We start from the raw sequence: 20,577 nt of genomic DNA, 5'->3' as shown, positions 1-20,577 counted from the left end.
TAAATTTGAAAGGAGAAATAAAAATGAAAAAGAAAATATTTGTAGAAGGTATGAGCTGTGCACATTGTGTAAACCATGTTAGCGAGGCTTTAAAGGAAATTGGAGCAAAGGACGTAGAGGTAAGTCTTGATAAAAAGCTTGCTACTGCTGAAATAAATGAGGATATTGCTGATGATGCTATTAAGGCAGCTATTGATGAAGCAGGATATGAGGTTGTAGGAATAGAAAAAGTCTAAATAAAAAACAAATAAATTCAAATATGAAAAGGGTCCACGCATTATACGAAATATAATACGTGGACCTTTTATTAGTTATAAGGTACTTTATCTTATTCAGTCCACACTGCCCATCCTATTATTAATTTTGTACTCAATCAATTTAATATATAAACACAAAATTTACTTGTTATAATATATTTGAAAAGTACAAATAATAACTAAGTAATATACATCTTTCTTTTATATACTTCATTTGCCAATGGGAGCCTAAGGTTTACGAATTCATTATAATCTAAAAGGTCGGGTTTTAATGAAATCAAAAATCATATTATTAACAGCAGCTATAGTAACAAGAGAAACAGGTTATAAAATGTAAAGAATATTTTTCCTTTGAAGTATCATTGACATACTTTAGCTTTAAGACTAGTATTAAACTATAAGATCAAAGCTAATTGAGAATAACAATTTAATATTCTTGTTAGGTGAGGTTACTGTATAGAAATATGCTACTGCCCAGAAACGTCGAGAGACGCCAATGGGTCAGCAGGTACTACCGGATTAAGGTTTTACTTAATGTAGCTGACGACATTCATAGGAAATATGAATGTTTATGTTCTACGCTTTACAGTGCTAAAACTCAACGAGTGAAGAAGGTATTATTTGGTTCGTATTGAATTTCTTCACTTGTTGTGGTGAGATTTTTTTAGTTTAAGGAGGTGATTGGCATGGATAGTGGCCCTGCCGAGAGTAATTTAATAATCGAATTTAAGAAATTTTATATCATCACCATAGCCAATCGCTATAGTGGAATGATAAGTTTGTTAATTAATGAAGTTTATTTAGATTACTATGTGATGTGTTAATTTTAATTCACAATGCAAATCATAGGAGGTTTTAAAATGAAGCTTACGCCAAATTTTATTAAAAGAAAAGTTGGATTATTTGATATTATAATATTTGCAGCAATAATAGCATTATTGTATATTTTAGTGTCACCAAGTATCAACCATACTTCAACTGGGCAAAGTGTGGAGATTTCAACAAGTTTATCAAAACTTCCAATTTATGCGCTTAAGTCAGTTGGAAGAATGACAGTGGCCTATATTTTATCATTGATATTTACATTTATATACGGATATAAGGCTGCCCATAATGAAAATGCAGAGAAAATTCTGATACCTATACTTGATATTTTGCAATCAATCCCTGTACTTTCATTCTTACCAGCTGTTGTTTTGGGCTTAGTATCAGTGTTCCCTCATGGTAATATCGGAATTGAAATTGCTTCGATTATTTTAATTTTTACTGGGCAGGCATGGAATATGACTTTCAGCTTTTATCATTCAATTAAAATTATTCCAAGAGATTTAAAAGAAGCAACTGAAGTTTTTCAATTAAATAAATGGCAACAATTTAAAACCCTGGAACTTCCATTTTCAGCTATAGGTCTTGTTTGGAATAGCATGATGTCTTGGGCAGGTGGTTGGTTTTTTCTCATGGCATGCGAAATGTTTACCTTAAAGGGTAGAAATTTTAGACTTGAGGGTTTAGGATCGTACCTTCAAACAGCAGCTAATCAGGGAGATGAAAAAGCACTTTTATGGGGAGTACTTACATTAATACTGGTAATTGTACTGCTAAATGAATTAGTTTGGAAACCTGTAATTGTATGGGCAGATAAATTTAAAGTAGAGCTAACTGGAAATGATGAAAAACCCCATTCCTACATTCTTACAATGATAAGGCGTTCAGTTGTTATTGAAGTTCTATCAGAAAAAGTATTTGCTAAAATTTATGTTTTTATTAACAAGACTATTGATAACTTAATAATTAAATTTAGTAGTGACAAATATCTGAGATTTGGTGTTTTAGGAAAAATCATAAGTTTGATAGTACGAATTGTAATGATTATTTTACTTTGTTATTCATTATTTAAAGGTTTAAAACTTATAGTTACTGTTTCTCCGAATGAACTCGCCAAGTTGCTTCCAGCAGTAGGAGCTTCATTATTAAGAGTATTAGTTGCACAAGTTTTAGCACTTTTATGGACGGTGCCGGTTGGAGTTGCTATAGGAATGAATAAAAAGCTAGCAAATATATTTCAACCAATTATTCAAATTATAGCATCTGTTCCAGCTACTGCATTATTTCCAGTGGTATTGGGATTCTTTATGAGTGCTATTGGCGGATTAAATATAGCATCAGTCTTTCTAATGTTAATGGGAACTCAATGGTATATATTGTTTAATGTAATTGCAGGAGCAATGGCAATACCAGATGATTTAATATCTGCTAGTAAGACTTTTGGACTTAAAGGCTTTAAGAAGTGGAAGACACTAATACTACCAGCAATATTTCCTAATCTCATAACTGGAATGATTACAGCTACAGGTGGATGCTGGAATGCCAGTATCGTATCTGAATATGTGAATTTCGGTAGTAAAACATATAGCACTATTGGACTTGGTGCATTAATATCAGATGCAACTAACAAAGGAGATTTTCCAATGCTTATTCTTAGTACAGTTGTTATGTGTATAGTTGTGGTTACGTTCAATAAGTTGGTTTGGAAACCATTGTATAACTTAGCAGAAGTGAAGTATAAAATAGAACTATAGTGAGATAGAAAGAGGTGTTAGTAATGGCGAAGGTAAAAGAGTTTATTAAAGTAAAGGGAATAACTAAATATTTTGGTGGAGCGGATAAACCGACTATTGAAAATATAAATATAGATATTAATGTAGGGGATTTTGTAGGGATACTTGGACCATCTGGTTCTGGTAAATCCACTATATTAAGAACAATAACAGGTCTAATTCAACCTGAAAAAGGTGAAGTTTTATTTGATGGCAAAAAAGTTAACGGTGTAAATCCCTATGCATCTATAGTGTTTCAAACCTTTGCGTTATATCCATGGCTGACTGTACTTGAAAATGTAGAACTTGGGCTTAAAGCTAAAGGATTCCCTAAAGATTATACAAGAGAGAAGGCAGAAGCACTAATAAATCTTATAGGATTGGATGGATTTGAAGAGGCTTATCCTAAAGAACTATCAGGTGGTATGAGACAAAGAGTTGGATTTGCTAGAGCATTGGCCGTTGAACCTAAACTTCTATGTTTGGACGAACCTTTTTCTGCACTAGACTTTTTAACGGCTGAAAATTTAAGAACTGAACTTATAGATTTATGGACAGATAAAAGAATGCCAATGAAAAGCGTGATAATGATAACTCACAATATAGAAGAAGCAGTACTTATGGCTAATAAAATAATAATATTGAGCAAAAATCCTGCAAAGGTAATTGCAGAATTAAAGGTAGACCTTCCTTACCCAAGAAACAGGAAGTCGCCAGAATTTGAAAGTATTGTAGATAACATCTATAAGGTGTTGACCAGTGGGAAATTAGAAGAAAAGATTGAAGAAAAAGAAGTAAATGAAGCTATAAAGGAAAATAAGGAAAAACCTGTTCTAATACCAAAAGCTCCTATAGGAGTTATGTCAGGTCTTCTTGAACTTATTGACGATAATGATGGTAAAATGGACATTTATCAGCTCGGACGTGATCTAATGATGGAGAGTGATGATTTACTTCCCAATATTGAAGGCATATGTATGCTTAATTTCGCTGAAATAAAAGAGGGGGATATAATTATTACGATGCTTGGAAAAGAATTCGTTGAAGCTGATATAGAGGATAGTAAAACTATATTTAAAAATCAGATTAAAAATATTTCTACGTTTAGGGTTATTGAAAATGTGTTAAATAGTAAGAGAAATAAGACTATGAAAGAAGAGTTTTTTAAGGAACTATTTATGCAACATTTTTCAACTTATGAAGTAGAAGAGACAATGGGTTCAATAATTGATTGGGGTAGGTATGCAGAAGTATTTAATTACGATCATGACTCAGAGGAATTATTTTTAGAAGATGAGGATAGTAATTAGTAGAGTTCTATATTCACATTGAGCTATTTCACATTCTTTAAAAATTTTAATTTGAATGATTCACAAAATAATACTCAAAGTGCATAGTGGTTAAACAACGTAATGTGGAAGTGAATAATTTTGAGATAGGAGAAGTCTATTTCTTTAGCAATAGCCTATTATAATCAAGAAGAGTGATTATAATAGGCTATTTTTATAAAGTCATTTAGAATTATTTAAAAGACTAGATTGCAGTTTTTAGGTAAATAAAGTGCTGAAAATTAAAAATCATGCTTTTATAGCCCAACGCAATTTAGCACAGCGAGCACGACCATTAGTATTACATTCTTGTGATGATGGCCGAATAGGACTTTGAGCTATTTCACGATAGACGCCCTCACGAAAAAAGCGTTGAAAAGATTTTTTAACGAGACGATCTTCTCCTGAATGAAAAGAAAGTATAGCAACGCGCCCACCCTCAGCAAGAGTAGTAGGAAGCTTTTCTAAAAATTCATATAACACTTCAAATTCACTATTGACATCAATTCGCAATGCTTGAAAGCAGCGTTGACAGGTTTTTTTAATCGCATCGCTGGTATTATTTCCTGGAATAAATTTCAGAGCATCTTTGATAATTTGTTGAAGTTGCGTTGTTGTTGATATGTCTATTCCTTTTTTAATTTGGGAAATAATAGCTCGAGCGATTGCTGCAGCATTAGGCTCGTCTGCGTTTTCTGTAAGCATTCCTTCTAATTCATCTAGCGAAATAGTTTTTAAACGAGCTGCGGCAGATTGACCTCTATTAGGATTCAGCCGTAGGTCTAATGGTCCTTCACTCTTAAATGAAAATCCTCTTTCAGGATTGTCTATTTGCATTGAAGAGACACCCAAATCTGCCAATATAAAATTCAATGGCCCTGATTCGAAAGCAATTTGATCTATATCGGAAAAGTTCATTTGCTTTATCGTTAAAATTTCGGAGCCATAACCTAAACTCTCTAAACGCTCTTGGGTGCGCGGTAATTCAATAGAATCTACATCGATTGCATACAAGTGCCCCTTTGAATTTAAACATTTAAGCATCTCTAAAGTATGACCACCATAACCTAGTGTTACATCGAGTCCTGTTTGCCCGGGAGTAATTTGTAAGAATTCTAATATTTCTTTTACGCAAATTGAACGATGCATACCAGCAGGAGTACTGCCCTTCTGAATAACTTTTGCTATAGTATCAGCATATTTCTCTGGTTGCAGTTCCTTATATTTTTCTTTATAAGATCTAGGATTAGTGCCTTTATATCGAACACGTCGCTCATGTTTTTGCTCTTGATTATCCATTGTTCCTCCACCTTTTTTAATATCCTTTTGTAATGTTGTTACAAACCATATGATACCAAATACAATTCATAAAAGCAAACTCACAATTGTATGGCTCTAATCTATATATATATTCTAAATTATGGTATTATTAAGAAAGAATTGTATTTTAAGTGCGAAGTAGGGATTATTTTTATCATGCGAATGGGGGAATCTAATGCTGCAATATTTTGGGTTTTCATGGAAAGGGTTTATAGTCTTTTTATTGCCAATGATACCAAATATATTTTATTTTTTAATTCCTGCGTCAGATGTATCAGTAAAGAATGCGAATACCCATATATTTTTAGATATTTTGGAGCACGGATTTCAAGCAATATTTATCTTTCTACTTATATTCGTTAATAGAAAACAAACTTCTGAAATTTTATGTCCCAATACAATTGCTATGGCAATAATGTTGGTTTTTTATTATGTGCTATGGATTTTCTGTTTTACAGGCAAGTCAAATTTGGTTATTCTTTTGGGAATGGCAGTTATTCCAGTGGTGTATTTTATATTGGCTGAGATTTGGCTTCAGAATTATCTGGCTATAATACCAACAGTAATTTTTGGTATTATGCATTTCATTATTACATATATGGATTTTCAATTAAAAAATTAAACCAATAAACATAATATAAAATTTTGGTTTGTTTCATTTACATATTGCGTAACAACAGTAAAAAAAATACATCGTAATTTAAATTAACAAAACGAAGTTGCTTTGTGGTATAATTAGGAAAAATTTGTCTTGTGAAAAGAGTAATATGGGGGGGAGTTATGAATTTAATGAGAATTCACTTTAAAAAACTTGCTTTTCTTCTGCTTGTTATAGGCGGTATATTATTAATATTAAACAGCATTAATCTAGGTATTTATTTTGGTGAAAAAAGAGAACAAAAGTTCACTATGAAGGTACAAGAAATGTCAAAGAACTTACCGATTGGAACAAGCGTGTCTCTTAATTCAGATCTAGTACTGTTGGTTAAGGACAAAAATATTAGTAAGTTTCAAATATTAGGTGGTGTCATTTCGATGCTAGGTGGCTTAGGATTGATAATAAGTTTTAAAGATAACACTATATAGTCATAACATTCATTTTAGACGTCACAAACAATAAAAGTTTGTGGCCTTTTTAGTTGTGACGACTTAGGAAAATATGCTGACTTGAAAATCAGAATATCTCTAGTCTTTATATTTATGATAAATTATGGCATTATTAATAAGGAATCGTAATTAATTACACCACAAGGATTATTTGTATTTAACTTAGAAGTCTATAAATAATATAGATATTTTAGAGGAAAGGAGAAGTTTACATGAAAGTTAGAAGTTTGAATAAAAAAGTAAATCAATGCAGGAGGTATATTCTTCTGTAATAATGGAGGAAACTAAATTGAATAATATAATTACAGATAGATTAATTATTAGAAAGTTTAATAAAACAGATTGGAAAGATTTATATGAATACTTATCAAATGAGACGGTAGTAAAATATGAGCCATATAATGTTTATTCTGAAACAGAAGCTAAGAAAGAAGCAATAGATAGATCAGAAAGTGAATTCTTTTATGCTATATGTTTAAAAGAAGTGGGTAAACTCATAGGAAACTTGTATTTAGCTAAAGGTGATTTTGACACATGGGAAATAGGCTATGTATTTAATCTAAAATATTGGGGAAAAGGTTATACAACAGAAAGTGCAAAGGCATTGATGAATATAGCTTTTTCACAATTAGGTGCAAGACGTATTGTAGCAATGTGTAATCCCTTGAATGAAAATTCTTGGAGACTATTAGAAAGACTTGGTATGAGGCGTGAAGGAACTCTTATTGAAAATATATATTTTAAGAAAGATATTAATGGAGAACCTTTATGGGCAGATACCTATGAGTATGGAATTTTAAAGTCCGAATGGATAACAGGTAAATAATCTTCATTTATACTTATTTTGAAACATTCATATTAGACGTCACAAACAATAAAAGTTTGTGGCGTTCTTACTTGTGATGACTTAGGAAAATACTACGATAAAAAATGTCTTAAAGTAATTATTAGAAAGTGTGCTCTTACCTAGTAATCACTCTGCACATAAATAGACAAGCCTCATATTATATATTAAAGGAAATATAGGAGGGGTTTTTATGTCAAATAAATGTCACCAAAGTAATCATAGATGTAACGATAGACGTAATGATAGATGCAATGATAGGCGTAATGATAGATGCAATGATAGATGTAACGAATTTTTTAATGAATGGTGTGACGATTGGTGCGATGATTGGTTTGATGATTGTGACCGTTGTAATAGATGTAGGTAGACAAGCCATTAGTTTCCGCGAAAAAGTAGGAGATGAGCTTAAGGTTTAAAATAAGTTAAGATAGATGCCTATAGAATACTCCATAGGTATCTATCTTAATCTGAGATAAAAATTGGGAGTATCCTAATCTTTATTTTTATGTTATATTATGGTATTATTAGTACGGAATCTTAAGGAATTATGTTTTATCGCAAAATTTCAATATAATAGGGGGGATTTTATTGGGGGAAAATTTGATGATAATAGTTACAGGAGCATCTGCTACTGGTAAAACAACTTTAAGTAAAAACTTGGCTAATAAATTTAAACTAACTGTAATGAATAAAGATGAAATTAAAGAATTACTTTTTGATTACTTAGGGACTAAAGATGAAGAATGGGCAATGAAGCTTGGTATGACAAGCTTTGAACTTTTATATATGTTTACAGAAAAATTATGCCAAACTGGAAAGACCTTTATTATTGAAGGTAACTTTGAGAATAAATATGCAACAAAATTTTTTTGTGACATAAAATCAAGATATAATTATAAAGTATTACAAATATATTGCCATGCACGAGTTGAAGTTTTATATGATAGATATATAAAGCGTGATAATTCAGGAGATAGACATCCTGGACATATTATACTGATAAGCGGACTTGAGCAGTTTAAAAGTAGGGTTAATAATAAGAACTTTAAATTAGATATAGATGATAGTATTAGTATAGATGTAGATACAACAGAATTTGAAAGTATAAAACTACAACAAATTTATGATGAAGTAATAAAAAATATTAATTTATAAATTGTGTTGGTAGTCATAATTTTCTTATCATGCGTCACAACTGTATTCAAATTGCGAACTAAAGGTTTTTACGATATAAACAAATTATTGGGGGCGAAACCATGGACTATAAAAGAAGATTAATTGAGAATATTAATTATGTCAATATACAGGAAGAAAATTTTATAGTTAGTTTGGCAGATAAAAAGGAGAATTTTTTAGAAAGTTATGATAATTGGTCATTTAAAGATGTTGTTTCACATATGAGCGAGTGGAGAGTTTTATCCTCTAAAAAATTAGAATCAGTAAAAAACATTGAATATGTTTCATTCCATGAAGACCTTGATATTTTAAATAGACAAAATTATAAAAGACACAAAAATGAGTCAATTAAAGATGTGAAATTATTATTTACAGAGAGTTATAAGGCATTGAAAAAGCAAATAGAGTCATTTGATAATTCTGAACTCATGGGTGAAAGTAAAATTGATGGGTTTAAATCATCCTTATGGCAGTACATTCTCATAGATAGTTTTCTTCATCCGACAATACATATGGTTTTTTATTATATAAAAATTCAAGAGTTTGAATGGGCATTTAAAATTTTAGAAAATAATTATATATTGTTACTACAATTAGATAATAGCCAAGAAACAATAACTAATTATTTCTATTTAGAGGAATTATTGAATGAATTGGATGAAATGATAAACAAAGATATTCTTCTTTTTAATCTCAAAGAATTTTACAAAAAAAACATGAAGAATGAGATTGTTTCTACTGTAGTATTAGACCACTTTATGGCTATTAATAATATCTAATGTTTAATAATAATTTAGTAGGTTAATTAACATTTTTAATTTTTATCTATAGTATTTTCTACAGTCTATTTATAAACTGGGTTAAAAAAGCTAATTAAAACGAATTTTCAATATGGAAAATTTAACTGCATAATCCTAATATAAAAGGTTTTAATGATAAGATTTCATAATTAATACAACATTTCAAAATAATACAAATCAATCTAAATAGGAGGTAAAAAAGATGCTAATGCATAATGGGACTCAGCAAATAGAAACTGAAAGGCTTATATTACGCAGATTTAAGGCAAGTGACGCAGAATATATGTTTAAAAATTGGGCAACTGATAGTGAAGTAAGTAAATTTTTAAGCTGGAATTCCCATAAGGATTTGAATGAGACAAAGGAGATTGTTGATAGTTGGATTAATGATTATGTTAAAAATAATTGCTACAATTGGGCAATTGAATTGAAGGATTTTGGTGAGATAATAGGCCAAATTTGTGTGGTGGGTTTAAATGAAAAATACAGCTCATGCGAGGTTGGATATAACGTAGGTAGATTATTTTGGGGAAGAGGGATAATGACAGAGGCCCTAAAAGCTGTTATCAGCTATTTGTTTAGTGATATTGGTATGAACAGGATAGAAGCAAAACATAATACTCTGAATCTGCCGTCAGGAAGGGTTATGCAAAAGTCCGGAATGAAGCATGAGGGTATTTTGCGGCAGGTACAAGTAGACAAGAACGGACATTTTAATGACCTCGCAGTATACTCAATTCTGAAGTCAGAGTATTATAAGGTTAAATAGTTTGGAACATTCAAATAGGATGCAACTGTATAAAAATACGAATTAAATTTAAGAGGTGATTATAATGAGCGATGAAATTCATATGATTACAGATACATATAAAGAGATAGAAGAAATATTAGAGAGATTGACGAAGGATTATGGAATGAGCACAGAAAGTCTATCACATTTGTTGGGAGTAAAAAGTGATGGACACAGGGTTGAAGTACCAACAGGATTTGCAGAGCGTTCTTCTTTTACTAATTTAATACTAATGTTAGACATTATTTCAACGGATGAACCAGATTTTAAGTTTAAAGCATTTTTAGAAGTTCTAATTTATGTACATAAGATTAGTGCTGATACCATTGCCAAATTTGCAAAAATTCCAACACAATATGTTTTAGATTTCATGTTTGATAGTAACACAGTGCCAATTGAGATTAAATATAAACTTGCATCAGTAATAATGACATTAAGATTTATATTTAAAACCGTTGAGCCTAAAATATAATATATGTTCTATTAAGAGATTTCGGACATACTGAATATTATTCTTATTAGAAGTGACAAACAACAAAAAAATGTGGCGTTTTTACTTGTGACGACTTAGGAAAATATGGTGAGACTTCTTTAGAAAAATAATAACTTGAAAACATAAGTTATTAAACACGTAAAAGCATTAAATGATAACTATTACAAATGTTTTTATCGTGGATTTATTATATCTATGATTATATTTTTATTTATGAATCTTTCTGAATGTTTATTTTTTTTGCCAAAGGTAACAACTTATTATTGGATTTTAATTGCTTTATTAGAATCTCTAGTTAGTTTAGAAAGTCATACAATTTTAAAAAACTAGGATGAATTAATTTTTAGTCAAGGACGTTATTTAGTAAACTCCTCTATTATATACTTGTTATCTTTCAAGTTTGAAGATGAGGAAATAATAGAATTTCCACTTCCGCATAAAGAGTATAAGAAACATCACATAGGCGATGTTGGAGAATTAACTTTTCAAGGAGATAAATTTATTAGATTTATAAAAATACAAGATTAATTTATTGCACAATCTCCTTATTAGACGTCACAAACAATAAAAGTTTGTGGCGTTTTCATTTGTGACAAACTAGGGAAATATGGTAAAGAAAAATTCGGACTATTACAATCTTTACTATTATGTTATATAATGGTAAAGATGATTCGGAATCGTAATCTAAGCGAATTTGAAGGGGGAATTGGAGATGAAACCGTATGAGAAATTATCAAAGTTTTATAAAAAAGACTGGGGAAAAGAAAGTGTTAGATATACTGATTTAGTTTCTAATGTAATCAACACTTATAACCCAAGCGTTAATTCAATATTAGATGTTGCATGTGGCACTGGAATACTTGCATCAGAATTAAAGAACATGAACTTTGAAGTTAGTGGAATTGATATTTCGGAGGATATGATTAATATAGCAAAGGAAACTACAATAGAAATAGACTTTAAAGTTGCTGATATGAAAAATTTTAACTTAAATAAGAAATTTGATATTATCACTTGTGCATTTGATTCAATTAACTATATAACAAATAATGTAGATATGAAAAAAACAATGAAAAATATTTTTAATCATTTAGTTGATAATGGGTTATTCATCTTTGATATTAACACACCAAGTTTATACGAAGATAGACACTTTGGAACAATAGATAGAATCTTTGATGATATACATTTTAAACAGATATTAGAATATGATAGAGTAAAAAGATTGGGAAAAACTATTTTTGATTTTGGTAATAATGAATTAGAAACTCATGTTCAAAAGGCATATACAGTTGAAGAAATGGACGAATTTCTTTTAAATGCTGACTTTGAAATAATGGGTAGATATAGAAATTTCAAATTGTCTCCAATTGAGGATAGGACTTATAAAGTTTTTTATGCAGTGAAAAAAACAGGTATTTAACAATATTCGTTATAAACGTCACAAGCAATAAAAGTAGTAGTGCCTTTATCCGTTGTATTTAACATATATTAAATAAAATGTTACCATAATTACATTGGGTATAATTATAAGGAAATCCCACTAAACCTATAATAAAATAGGACATTTGTTAGCAGTTTAAGACAGGCTAAAATAGTATCTAAATGTTATCATCTTAATTAAGGAGGGATAGATATGGATTGGTTAAGTAGTATGCAAAACTCTATTAACTACATGGAGGATAATATCTTAAACGAAATTGACTATGATAAGATTGCTCAATGTGCTTATTCATCAACATTTCATTTTAAGCGTATGTTTAGCATGCTGACAGGCTTTACAATTGGTGAATATATACGCAATAGGCGATTAACACTTGCGGCACAGGAACTATCATTTTCAAATGTAAAGGTTACAGATATTGCCTTTAAGTATGGTTATGAAACATCAGAAGCATTTACAAAAGCATTCCAAAGACTTCATGGTGTGACTCCATCGGCTGCGCGCGAGTCAGGAGTTAAACTAAAATCTTTTAGTCGTCTATCGATTCAAATTACTATGAAAGGTGATAAAGAAATGAATTATCGTATTGAAGAAAAACAAGCCTTTGAAATGTTTGGCATATCAACGGAGATTAATGATATTGGAGATAAGCCTTACACTGAAATTCCGGAATATTGGAAAAAATGTATTTTAGATGGAACAATCGACTGCATTCATAACGATGCCGGAATAAGCGAGGAAATAACTGTCCATTCAACTTTATATAATAGGAGAGAAGGTGTTTTTTCCTACATGATTTGTTATCATCTTCCCAAAAGAGACATTCCAGATGATTATGAAAGGTTATCTGTTCCTGCATTGACATGGGCTATATTCACAACTGGTGTATGTCCTGATGGTGAGTGCGATATTCAAAGTATATGGAAACGCATTTGGACTGAGTGGTTCCCTACCTCTAGTTATGAACATGCTGTAGGACCAGAATTTGAAATGACTTATTTTAGAGGCAATAACACATATGAGCAAGAGGTTTGGATACCAGTTATTAAGAAGTAGACCTACGCTAATAAGCATTTGGACTCGCAGCAAGATCTTCATCAGCCAACCTAGAAAAGAAATACACATCATATAAAAAGCGTATCCTTTGTATATAGAAAGATGAAAGGTGCGCTTTCTATATACTTTATTTTTATCGGGAAAGCTACCACATGTTTTGCAACGCCAAACAAGAAGAATAACACAAGAAATGCAAGGCCAATTGCTTGTAAGTCCTGGTACACATAATTAAAGTTAAGTCTCAATATTATTATTAGACGTCACAAACAATAAAAGTTTGTGGCGTTTTTAGTTGTGACGATTTAGGAAAATAAGGCGACTTATTAAATTCATATTTTAAAGAGGTACTATTACAATTTGAAATTAAATCCTTAATCTATATAATAGTTCTTATAATGAAATAATGGAAAATATAGGGGGTATTAAACAATTATGAAAAATGATTTTAAAAGAGTATTATTAGAAAATTGTTTAGACGTAAGGGATTTAGGTATCAATCTTAATAAGTTAAACTTTCGATTTTCATCAAGGCCTTTATTGATAGGTGGAAAAGCATTTGTTTATTTGAATATGACTTTCTTTCAGAAGACGCCATTGAAGAAGAAGATTTTCTAATAATATCATTTGAAAAACTAATGTTTTTAAAGGTGTTAGCAATGAGGCAACCTAAATATTTAAAGGATTTGGAATTAATGAGAGATAGGATGGCTGAAATAAATACTATGTTACATGACTTTTATTAGGACGTATTTTTCTTATATATTGGAGTGGTAACAAGCCCAAACGTATATAAACTACCCCAAACGTATATAAACTACCCAAAGCAAATTTTAGCGTAACCTTGAATACCGTAATATCAGCACCTGGTAATGTATGGGACTTACAAGTAACTAATAGGCATATATTTATAACTTACGAAAACGGGTCTGATAATGGTACTGTTAGGCAGTATTTAAAGGGTAATTTTCAAACTATAGTATATATAGGGGCTACTTTAACAGAGGAAGAAAAGTCACAGGGAATAGTAGTAACTAACTTACCGCAGGAAGAAATAATAGCAGGTAAAATTGCTATTCTAAAGGTGAATACCAGCACTAACACTTTGTATTACGACTATATAGACAAGCTAGCAGACACAAATGCAGAAATAGTAGTTTTAAAAGAAAATCAATCAGTAACAATTGGATATCTCTAATCTTTATATTTATGCTATAATATGGTATTATTAAGTAACAGTTGTAATTTATGACGACTTTGAAAATGTTTTATATGTGGGGGGACTGTATGAAAAAGTTATTTTTTATTGTAGGGCTTACCTTAATAATGATAACGCTGTTGGTTGCATGTAAAAAAACTAATGATACAGTTACAATAGCTACCGACAGAAATTTATATATATCAACTATGTCATCTGTACAGGGAATAAAAATGACACCAGATTTCAAGCCTTATAATAAGCATAGCAAATTGGAGTATCATTGGATTACTGACTCGGGCGAATTTATTAGCGATTTTTCTAAGTTGGGTAAAGAAGTGAGGAATCAAGGAGAAACTGTATTGTGGAGTGATATTGAAAATGATAAAGTTGCTGATATAAAAAGTCCTTTTGATATACGGTTAGAAGTCATAGATAGTGAGAGCAAAGAAATATTTGCGAAAACAAAACTAAGCATTAACCCTTATAAAGGTGTTTATGAGATAGAAAAATAGAATTTATATCTTTCTTAAATGATTCATTATTCATAAACCTGAGTTATTTGAACAATTGTATTTATGTATGAATCAAGTTAAGGGAAAGGTGGATATTGAATATGGTTAATGTGAGTTATATATTATTGCAACCTTGTATTTTATTACGGGTTTATAGGAGTGAGAATTCATGAATAAAAATAGACCTTTTATAATAACATTTATTGGAGATATATCTTTTTTAGGTGCCTTATTATCAATACTAATAGTATTATTACCAAATTTTTCAGAACGATTTGGATTTTATGTTATACCATTACCTATTTTTTCAGAGGGTATAACGCAAATATTACTGCCTATAATTCTCCTAATAGCATCTTATGGATTTTTGAGACTTAAAAGATGGGGTTATTGCTTAATGATAATATATACTATGTTTATTTTAATAGTATCTATTATTTGGTGTCTACAAAATAAACAACTATTTTTTTCTCAAAACATTATTATGACTTTTATACAATTAATATTTATTGTACCAACAAGAAAATACTTTAGTAAAAAGGTTTCTATTTCATAATATTCATATTAGACGTCACAAACAATAAAAGTTTGTGGCGTTTTTAGTTGTGACAACTTAGGAAATATGGAGTATAGTATCTTTATTTTTATGTTATATTATGGTATTATTAAGACGGAATCGAAAAAAAATGTGAAATAAAGATTATTTGTATGTATATCAATATGAATTTGAAAGCGGGGTATAAAAGTGAAAGAATACCAAAATAGAGAAGAATTGATTTTAGAGATTTCAAATCGTGCAAAGTTATTCATTGAAGAATTTAATGATATTGATGATAAAGATAGGTTAATTGACGGAGTTGACAGAACACCTGCTCAAATGATTGCTTATCAGTTGGGTTGGCTGAATCTCGTTCTTGATTGGGAGAAGCAAGAACAGCAAGGACATATTGTTATCACGCCAACTCCAGACTATAAATGGAATAATCTCGGAGGCTTATATGAAAGTTTTTATAAACAATACGAGGGATATACTCTCAAAGAGTTATGCACTATGTTTATAAAGGCAGAGCAGCAGATTAGTGAACTAATTAACAGCTATACAGATGTCGAATTATTTCAGCAAGGCGGAAGAAAGTGGTCGTCATCAACTGCCTCTAATTGGGCAATATGGAAATGGATTCACATCAATACTGTTGCACCGTTCAAGTCCTTCAGAACAAAAATACGAAAGTGGAAAAAGTTACAACAAAGATAAAAATCTCAATTTATCTAAGAAATTAGATTGCATTTAATATTAACAATTTTCATATTAGACGTTACAAACAATAAAAGTTTGTGGCGTTTTTACTTGTGACAACTTAGGAAAACATGGAGTATAGTATCTTTATTTTTATGTTATATTATGGTATTATTAAGACGGAATCGTAAAATTCTACAACATCATTGTCACTTTAGAATGGCAAGAATTAAAACAATACAGGATAAAAATATTAAAAAGCATACACAAACAATAAAAGATACAATCATTGACTTTACTCTTATATATTTCATTTTAAAAATTATCGTTTTATTTTAAAAACTTATTGTTTTATTTTAAAAAATTATTGTTTTATTTTAAATTATGGTATATAATACCTGTGAGGTGATAGTAATATGAAAATACACAAAATGATTTCATGGTTAAATGTTACAAGGGTAGTATTAGAAGTTGGAGGCATTTTATCTTATATAAGTTTAATTTTAACGAATAGTAAATTGTTTGACGGATGGCAAAAATTTTTATTGGGTAATACCACTGTTTATATCCCTTTAGTTACAAAGTATCAATTTTCAGTAATTAAAACAATACCATTATTTATTTTAACGTTAATAGGATTACAGAAATTTATTATAATTTTAAAGTCAATTGAAAATAAGAAAACACCTTTTACAGTAGAAAGTGTGACAATATTTAAGAATTTTAGTAAGAAAATTTTAATCTGGGGAGCGATTAAGGTAATCATAGATACTTGTGATCATTTAATAGGAATTGTTCCTACAGATGAGTTTAGTTTTGAAGTGGTTATACTAATATTTCCCATTGGATATGTTATTGCTGCTTCAATTATGTTAGGAATAGCATATATTATTCACTTTGGATTAGAATTAAAATCAGAAAATGATATGTTTATTTAGAGGGATAAAAATGAAAATTATAGTGAGATTAGATAGGGTAATGGTAGATAGAAAAATGTCATTAAATGAATTGGCTCAAAGAGTAGGATTAACTACAGTAAATTTATCTTTATTAAAGACTGGAAAAGCAAAGGGTGTACGATTTAATACATTAGCCGCAATTTGTAAGGAATTAGACTGCCAGCCTGGGGATGTTTTAGAATATGTTGAAGAATAAAGCGTAAGATATTTGCTTAAACACATTAAAAATTATTAATATCAAAATAACAAACTATTAATCAAAAATGTATCTATTCCTTTATGGAAGTTGTGACGTGAAATTCTTTTTAAGCGTCACAACAATAATACCGAATAATCCCTTAAAAACATCGTATTATTCAATTGAATTTTACGGTATTTTTATGTCGCAGTTCAATTTATATGGAAATATGCTATAATTACCACTAAGACAACATCGTAATCAAATGCGAACTTAAGGATTATATATATAAGGAGAAAAGAATGGTTTATTTAAATTTTTTTACATTCCCAAATGAGGATATGGAATTTGACTTTTTCATGAAGGTAAAAAGAACATGCTATGACTCGTTTTATCCATTTAAGATATTATCAGGACATGGTCTTGAAAGAATTGATTTTGAGCCAGTTACGATTTTATATGGAGGAAATGGTTCGGGAAAATCAACGGCATTAAATGTTATAGCGGAAAAAACAGGAATCAGTCGTGATTCTATCTATAATAAATCTAATTTCTATCCTGACTATGTCAATGTGTGTGAGATGTATCTTGAAACCGACATCCCTAAAAATAGCAGGATTATTACCAGCGATGATGTATTTGACTATATGCTGAATATCCGTAACCTAAATGAAGGAATTGACCAAAAACGGGAAAAACTTTTTGAAGAATATTTGGATGCGAAATATTCTCATTTCCAAATGAAGTCTATAGAAGATTACGAGCAACTAAAAAAAGTGAATACCGCTAGAAGTAAAACGCAGTCACGATTTGTGAGAAATGAATTGATGGCTAATGTGAGAGAATATTCAAATGGGGAAACTGCATTCAGATATTTTATTGAAAAAATTTGTGAAAATGGACTATATATATTGGATGAGCCTGAAAACAGTCTTTCTCCAAAACGTCAGATGGAATTAATGAATTTTATTGAGGACTCCGCACGATTTTTAGGCTGTCAATTTATTATATCAACGCATTCGCCGTTTCTGCTTGCCATGCGTGGAGCAAAAATATATGATCTTGATGAAAATCCAGTTGATGTGAAAAAATGGACAGAATTAGAAAATGTGCGTACATATTATGATTTTTTCAAAATACATGAAAACGAGTTTTGATAGTATTGGGTGTAGATTATTCTTATTAAGCATCACAATTATAAAAACCGAATAATTCCTTAGAATGCCGTATTATTCAGGAATGAATTTTACGGCATTTTTACGTCGCATTTCAAAAATATTAGGAAGGAAGTACTAATATGTATAATATTCTAAAATTTCTATAGAGTTAGGTCGAAGTTTATTATATGATGAAGTAACAAATTTTATTGATTAGACTTGCCCCTTACGTATAGTAATGATTTACAATTAAAGTATACGTTAATGGGAGGTATTTAAAGATGATAAAACTTGAGCATTTAGAAAAAGAAGATTTAATAAAAATTGTGGAATGGAATACTAATAAATCGGCTGAATACTTATTACAATGGGCTGGACCTAGCTATAGACATCCTTTAACATTTAAACAAGTTGAAGATTATTTCTTTAATGATGTTAAAAAAGATAATTCTAATATATTTGTTTACAAAATACGACTAATTGATACAGATGAAATTATTGGAACTATCGAGCTACGTGAAAATGAAACACGTAATAAAAATGCCTGGGTATGTAGATTTTTAATTAGTGAAGAAAATTTTAGAGGTAAGGGAATTGGAACGCAGGTATTAAAAGAAATATTAATAATTGGATTTGCAAATTTAAAATTTGAAAAGATAACACTTAGAGTATTTGATTTTAATCACGCTGCAATTAAATGTTATGAAAATGCTGGATTCGTGAAAGAAAACTTTATAGAGAATGCAAGAAAAGCAACAATAGGTTATTGGAATTTATATGAAATGTCTATTTCAAAAATTCAATGGCAAAGAATAAACCAGTAAGTGGATTTATTCTTATTGGACGTCACAAACAATAAAAATTTGTGGCGTTTTTAATTGTGACACATTGGGAAGAAATGGTGCAGTAGAGGTTGGGCTATTTTAATATTTACTATTATGTTATATAATGGTAATAATAATTCGAAATCGTAAAAAAATACTAAATAGTTAAATTAACAGTATTAAAGTAAAAATGATAAAAGGGGAGAGTAGTATGGATAATATAAAACAACAACGACAGTGGATGAAATCAAATTTTGTAGAAGCAGATGATATGGAATCAGATCAACAATTAAAGTTACCGCAACCACCATTACAAAAACCTTATGATGAAAATGGCGAGAAAATAGACTTGCCTAAAGTGAATGAAAACATATTAACAAATATAAATATATTTGATATCTTTAAGGATAGGATAAGCCACCGTAGTTTTAGCAGTGAATGTATAAGTTTAGAGGAGTTATCATTCTTACTTTGGGCAACGCAAGGCGTGAAAATGGTAAAGGGAGATAATTATGCAACTTTAAGGACAGTACCTTCTGCTGGAGCAAGACATCCTTTTGAAACCTACATTGTTGTAAATAGAGTTGAAGGGTTAAAAAGCGGAGTATATCGTTATTTGCCTTTAACACATCAACTACTTTATATTTTTGAAGGTGAAAATTTGGAAGAAAGGTTATCTGATTTAACGTTAGGACAAAAATTTGTTGGAAAAAGCGCTGTCACTTTTATATGGAGTGTAATCCCTTACAGGGGAGAGTGGAGATATAATATAGTTGCTCATAAAACTATGATTTTAGATGCTGGACATGTATGTCAAAACCTCTATCTTGCTTGTGAAGCTATAGGCTGTGGAACATGTGCGATAGCAGCTTATGACCAGAAGGAATTTGATAGATTTTTAGATCTTGATGGAGAAGATGAATTTGTAATTTATTTAGCTCCTGTAGGGAAAATTTCATAAAGTATTAAAAAATTTAACAACACAATCTTCTTATTAGACGTCACAAACAATAAAAGTTTGTGACGTTTTTACTTGTGACGACTTAGGCTGATAATGTGACACAATTTAATGCGGTAAATATTAAGATTTTAAATATTCAAAGAAAATTCAGAATGGGGGGAATGATTTAATGCCTATAGGATATGTAACACCTAAAAAATTATTTCAGAGTGCTATAAGTACCGTGGTTACAGCAAGATATACAACACCAGCAAACACTAGAACACAAATAATCGAAATGTGGCTAGATAATCAGAACACAACTACTGACAGAAAGGTAGATATATATGCTCATGG

25 protein-coding genes and 1 riboswitch are annotated in these 20,577 nt (G+C 30.1%); of the genes, 24 read left to right on the top strand and 1 reads right to left on the bottom strand.

Going from position 1 to position 20,577, the window contains the following annotated elements:
• Positions 1 to 23: 23 nt before the first annotated feature.
• From KPL50_RS14360 to KPL50_RS14345, 4 genes are all read left to right on the top strand, one after another.
• Positions 24 to 236: a heavy-metal-associated domain-containing protein gene (locus KPL50_RS14360; RefSeq protein ID WP_216299223.1), complete on the top strand. Its 213-nt coding sequence runs from the start codon at positions 24 to 26 to the stop codon at positions 234 to 236.
• Positions 237 to 685: 449 nt separating this feature from the next.
• Positions 686 to 875, top strand: a riboswitch (M-box (ykoK) riboswitch).
• Positions 876 to 943: 68 nt separating this feature from the next.
• Positions 944 to 1,081 (top strand): hypothetical protein, encoded by a 138-nt coding sequence (locus KPL50_RS14355; protein WP_216299222.1) that lies wholly within the window; start codon positions 944 to 946, stop codon positions 1,079 to 1,081.
• A 36-nt stretch (positions 1,082 to 1,117) separates the two neighbouring features.
• Complete coding sequence (locus KPL50_RS14350) at positions 1,118 to 2,836, top strand: ABC transporter permease subunit (protein ID WP_216299221.1); 1,719 nt, start codon at positions 1,118 to 1,120, stop codon at positions 2,834 to 2,836.
• Between the two features lie 23 nt (positions 2,837 to 2,859).
• Positions 2,860 to 4,164, top strand: a complete 1,305-nt coding sequence (locus KPL50_RS14345; protein WP_216299220.1) for a nitrate/sulfonate/bicarbonate ABC transporter ATP-binding protein — start codon at positions 2,860 to 2,862, stop codon at positions 4,162 to 4,164.
• Between the two features lie 267 nt (positions 4,165 to 4,431).
• Here KPL50_RS14345 and rsmH read toward each other — a convergent pair whose 3' ends face one another.
• On the bottom strand, positions 4,432 to 5,481 hold the full coding sequence (gene rsmH, locus KPL50_RS14340; protein ID WP_216299219.1) for a 16S rRNA (cytosine(1402)-N(4))-methyltransferase RsmH: 1,050 nt from the start codon (positions 5,479 to 5,481) through the stop codon (positions 4,432 to 4,434).
• A 196-nt stretch (positions 5,482 to 5,677) separates the two neighbouring features.
• On the opposite strand from rsmH, the gene KPL50_RS14335 reads away from it, so the two are divergent.
• From KPL50_RS14335 to KPL50_RS14240, 20 genes are all read left to right on the top strand, one after another.
• Positions 5,678 to 6,124 carry a hypothetical protein gene (locus KPL50_RS14335; RefSeq protein ID WP_216299218.1) on the top strand — a complete coding sequence of 149 codons (447 nt, stop codon included), beginning with the start codon at positions 5,678 to 5,680 and terminating at the stop codon, positions 6,122 to 6,124.
• 158 nt (positions 6,125 to 6,282) lie between these two features.
• On the top strand, positions 6,283 to 6,588 hold the full coding sequence (locus tag KPL50_RS14330) for a hypothetical protein (RefSeq protein ID WP_216299217.1): 306 nt from the start codon (positions 6,283 to 6,285) through the stop codon (positions 6,586 to 6,588).
• A 310-nt stretch (positions 6,589 to 6,898) separates the two neighbouring features.
• Positions 6,899 to 7,435: a GNAT family N-acetyltransferase gene (locus KPL50_RS14325; RefSeq protein ID WP_216299216.1), complete on the top strand. Its 537-nt coding sequence runs from the start codon at positions 6,899 to 6,901 to the stop codon at positions 7,433 to 7,435.
• A gap of 211 nt (positions 7,436 to 7,646) precedes the next feature.
• Positions 7,647 to 7,823, top strand: a complete 177-nt coding sequence (locus tag KPL50_RS14320; RefSeq protein WP_216299215.1) for a hypothetical protein — start codon at positions 7,647 to 7,649, stop codon at positions 7,821 to 7,823.
• 221 nt (positions 7,824 to 8,044) lie between these two features.
• Positions 8,045 to 8,611 carry an AAA family ATPase gene (locus KPL50_RS14315; RefSeq protein WP_216299214.1) on the top strand — a complete coding sequence of 189 codons (567 nt, stop codon included), beginning with the start codon at positions 8,045 to 8,047 and terminating at the stop codon, positions 8,609 to 8,611.
• 101 nt (positions 8,612 to 8,712) lie between these two features.
• Entirely contained in the window at positions 8,713 to 9,411 is a 699-nt protein-coding gene (locus KPL50_RS14310) for a ClbS/DfsB family four-helix bundle protein (protein ID WP_216299213.1), read from the top strand.
• Positions 9,412 to 9,634: 223 nt separating this feature from the next.
• On the top strand, positions 9,635 to 10,201 hold the full coding sequence (locus KPL50_RS14305; protein ID WP_216299212.1) for a GNAT family N-acetyltransferase: 567 nt from the start codon (positions 9,635 to 9,637) through the stop codon (positions 10,199 to 10,201).
• Positions 10,202 to 10,265: 64 nt separating this feature from the next.
• Positions 10,266 to 10,694, top strand: coding sequence for an HTH domain-containing protein (locus KPL50_RS14300; protein ID WP_216299211.1), 429 nt, complete (start codon positions 10,266 to 10,268; stop codon positions 10,692 to 10,694).
• 360 nt (positions 10,695 to 11,054) lie between these two features.
• Positions 11,055 to 11,243 (top strand): DUF2500 family protein, encoded by a 189-nt coding sequence (locus tag KPL50_RS14295; RefSeq protein ID WP_309245185.1) that lies wholly within the window; start codon positions 11,055 to 11,057, stop codon positions 11,241 to 11,243.
• 184 nt (positions 11,244 to 11,427) lie between these two features.
• Positions 11,428 to 12,138 carry a class I SAM-dependent methyltransferase gene (locus tag KPL50_RS14290; RefSeq protein WP_216299209.1) on the top strand — a complete coding sequence of 237 codons (711 nt, stop codon included), beginning with the start codon at positions 11,428 to 11,430 and terminating at the stop codon, positions 12,136 to 12,138.
• Between the two features lie 213 nt (positions 12,139 to 12,351).
• On the top strand, positions 12,352 to 13,215 hold the full coding sequence (locus tag KPL50_RS14285) for an AraC family transcriptional regulator (protein WP_216299208.1): 864 nt from the start codon (positions 12,352 to 12,354) through the stop codon (positions 13,213 to 13,215).
• Between the two features lie 841 nt (positions 13,216 to 14,056).
• Positions 14,057 to 14,410 carry a hypothetical protein gene (locus KPL50_RS14280; RefSeq protein ID WP_216299207.1) on the top strand — a complete coding sequence of 118 codons (354 nt, stop codon included), beginning with the start codon at positions 14,057 to 14,059 and terminating at the stop codon, positions 14,408 to 14,410.
• Positions 14,411 to 14,499: 89 nt separating this feature from the next.
• Positions 14,500 to 14,925, top strand: coding sequence for a hypothetical protein (locus tag KPL50_RS14275; protein WP_216299206.1), 426 nt, complete (start codon positions 14,500 to 14,502; stop codon positions 14,923 to 14,925).
• 169 nt (positions 14,926 to 15,094) lie between these two features.
• Positions 15,095 to 15,481 carry a hypothetical protein gene (locus tag KPL50_RS14270; protein ID WP_216299205.1) on the top strand — a complete coding sequence of 129 codons (387 nt, stop codon included), beginning with the start codon at positions 15,095 to 15,097 and terminating at the stop codon, positions 15,479 to 15,481.
• Between the two features lie 189 nt (positions 15,482 to 15,670).
• A complete protein-coding gene (locus KPL50_RS14265) occupies positions 15,671 to 16,180 on the top strand; it encodes a ClbS/DfsB family four-helix bundle protein (protein ID WP_216299204.1) in 510 nt (169 codons plus the stop codon).
• Positions 16,181 to 16,578: 398 nt separating this feature from the next.
• Positions 16,579 to 17,100 (top strand): hypothetical protein, encoded by a 522-nt coding sequence (locus KPL50_RS14260; protein ID WP_216299203.1) that lies wholly within the window; start codon positions 16,579 to 16,581, stop codon positions 17,098 to 17,100.
• 10 nt (positions 17,101 to 17,110) lie between these two features.
• Positions 17,111 to 17,317 (top strand): helix-turn-helix transcriptional regulator, encoded by a 207-nt coding sequence (locus KPL50_RS14255; RefSeq protein ID WP_216299202.1) that lies wholly within the window; start codon positions 17,111 to 17,113, stop codon positions 17,315 to 17,317.
• A 284-nt stretch (positions 17,318 to 17,601) separates the two neighbouring features.
• Entirely contained in the window at positions 17,602 to 18,456 is an 855-nt protein-coding gene (locus KPL50_RS14250) for an AAA family ATPase (protein ID WP_216299201.1), read from the top strand.
• A gap of 281 nt (positions 18,457 to 18,737) precedes the next feature.
• A complete protein-coding gene (locus KPL50_RS14245; protein WP_216299200.1) occupies positions 18,738 to 19,280 on the top strand; it encodes a GNAT family N-acetyltransferase in 543 nt (180 codons plus the stop codon).
• Positions 19,281 to 19,491: 211 nt separating this feature from the next.
• Entirely contained in the window at positions 19,492 to 20,241 is a 750-nt protein-coding gene (locus KPL50_RS14240; RefSeq protein ID WP_216299199.1) for a SagB/ThcOx family dehydrogenase, read from the top strand.
• The last annotated feature ends 336 nt before the right edge of the window (positions 20,242 to 20,577 follow it).

It is taken from the genome of Clostridium sp. CF012 (assembly GCF_018861755.1).
In the GTDB taxonomy this organism is placed as follows: domain Bacteria; phylum Bacillota; class Clostridia; order Clostridiales; family Clostridiaceae; genus Clostridium_AD.
This window is presented reverse-complemented; position numbering and strand designations above follow the sequence as displayed.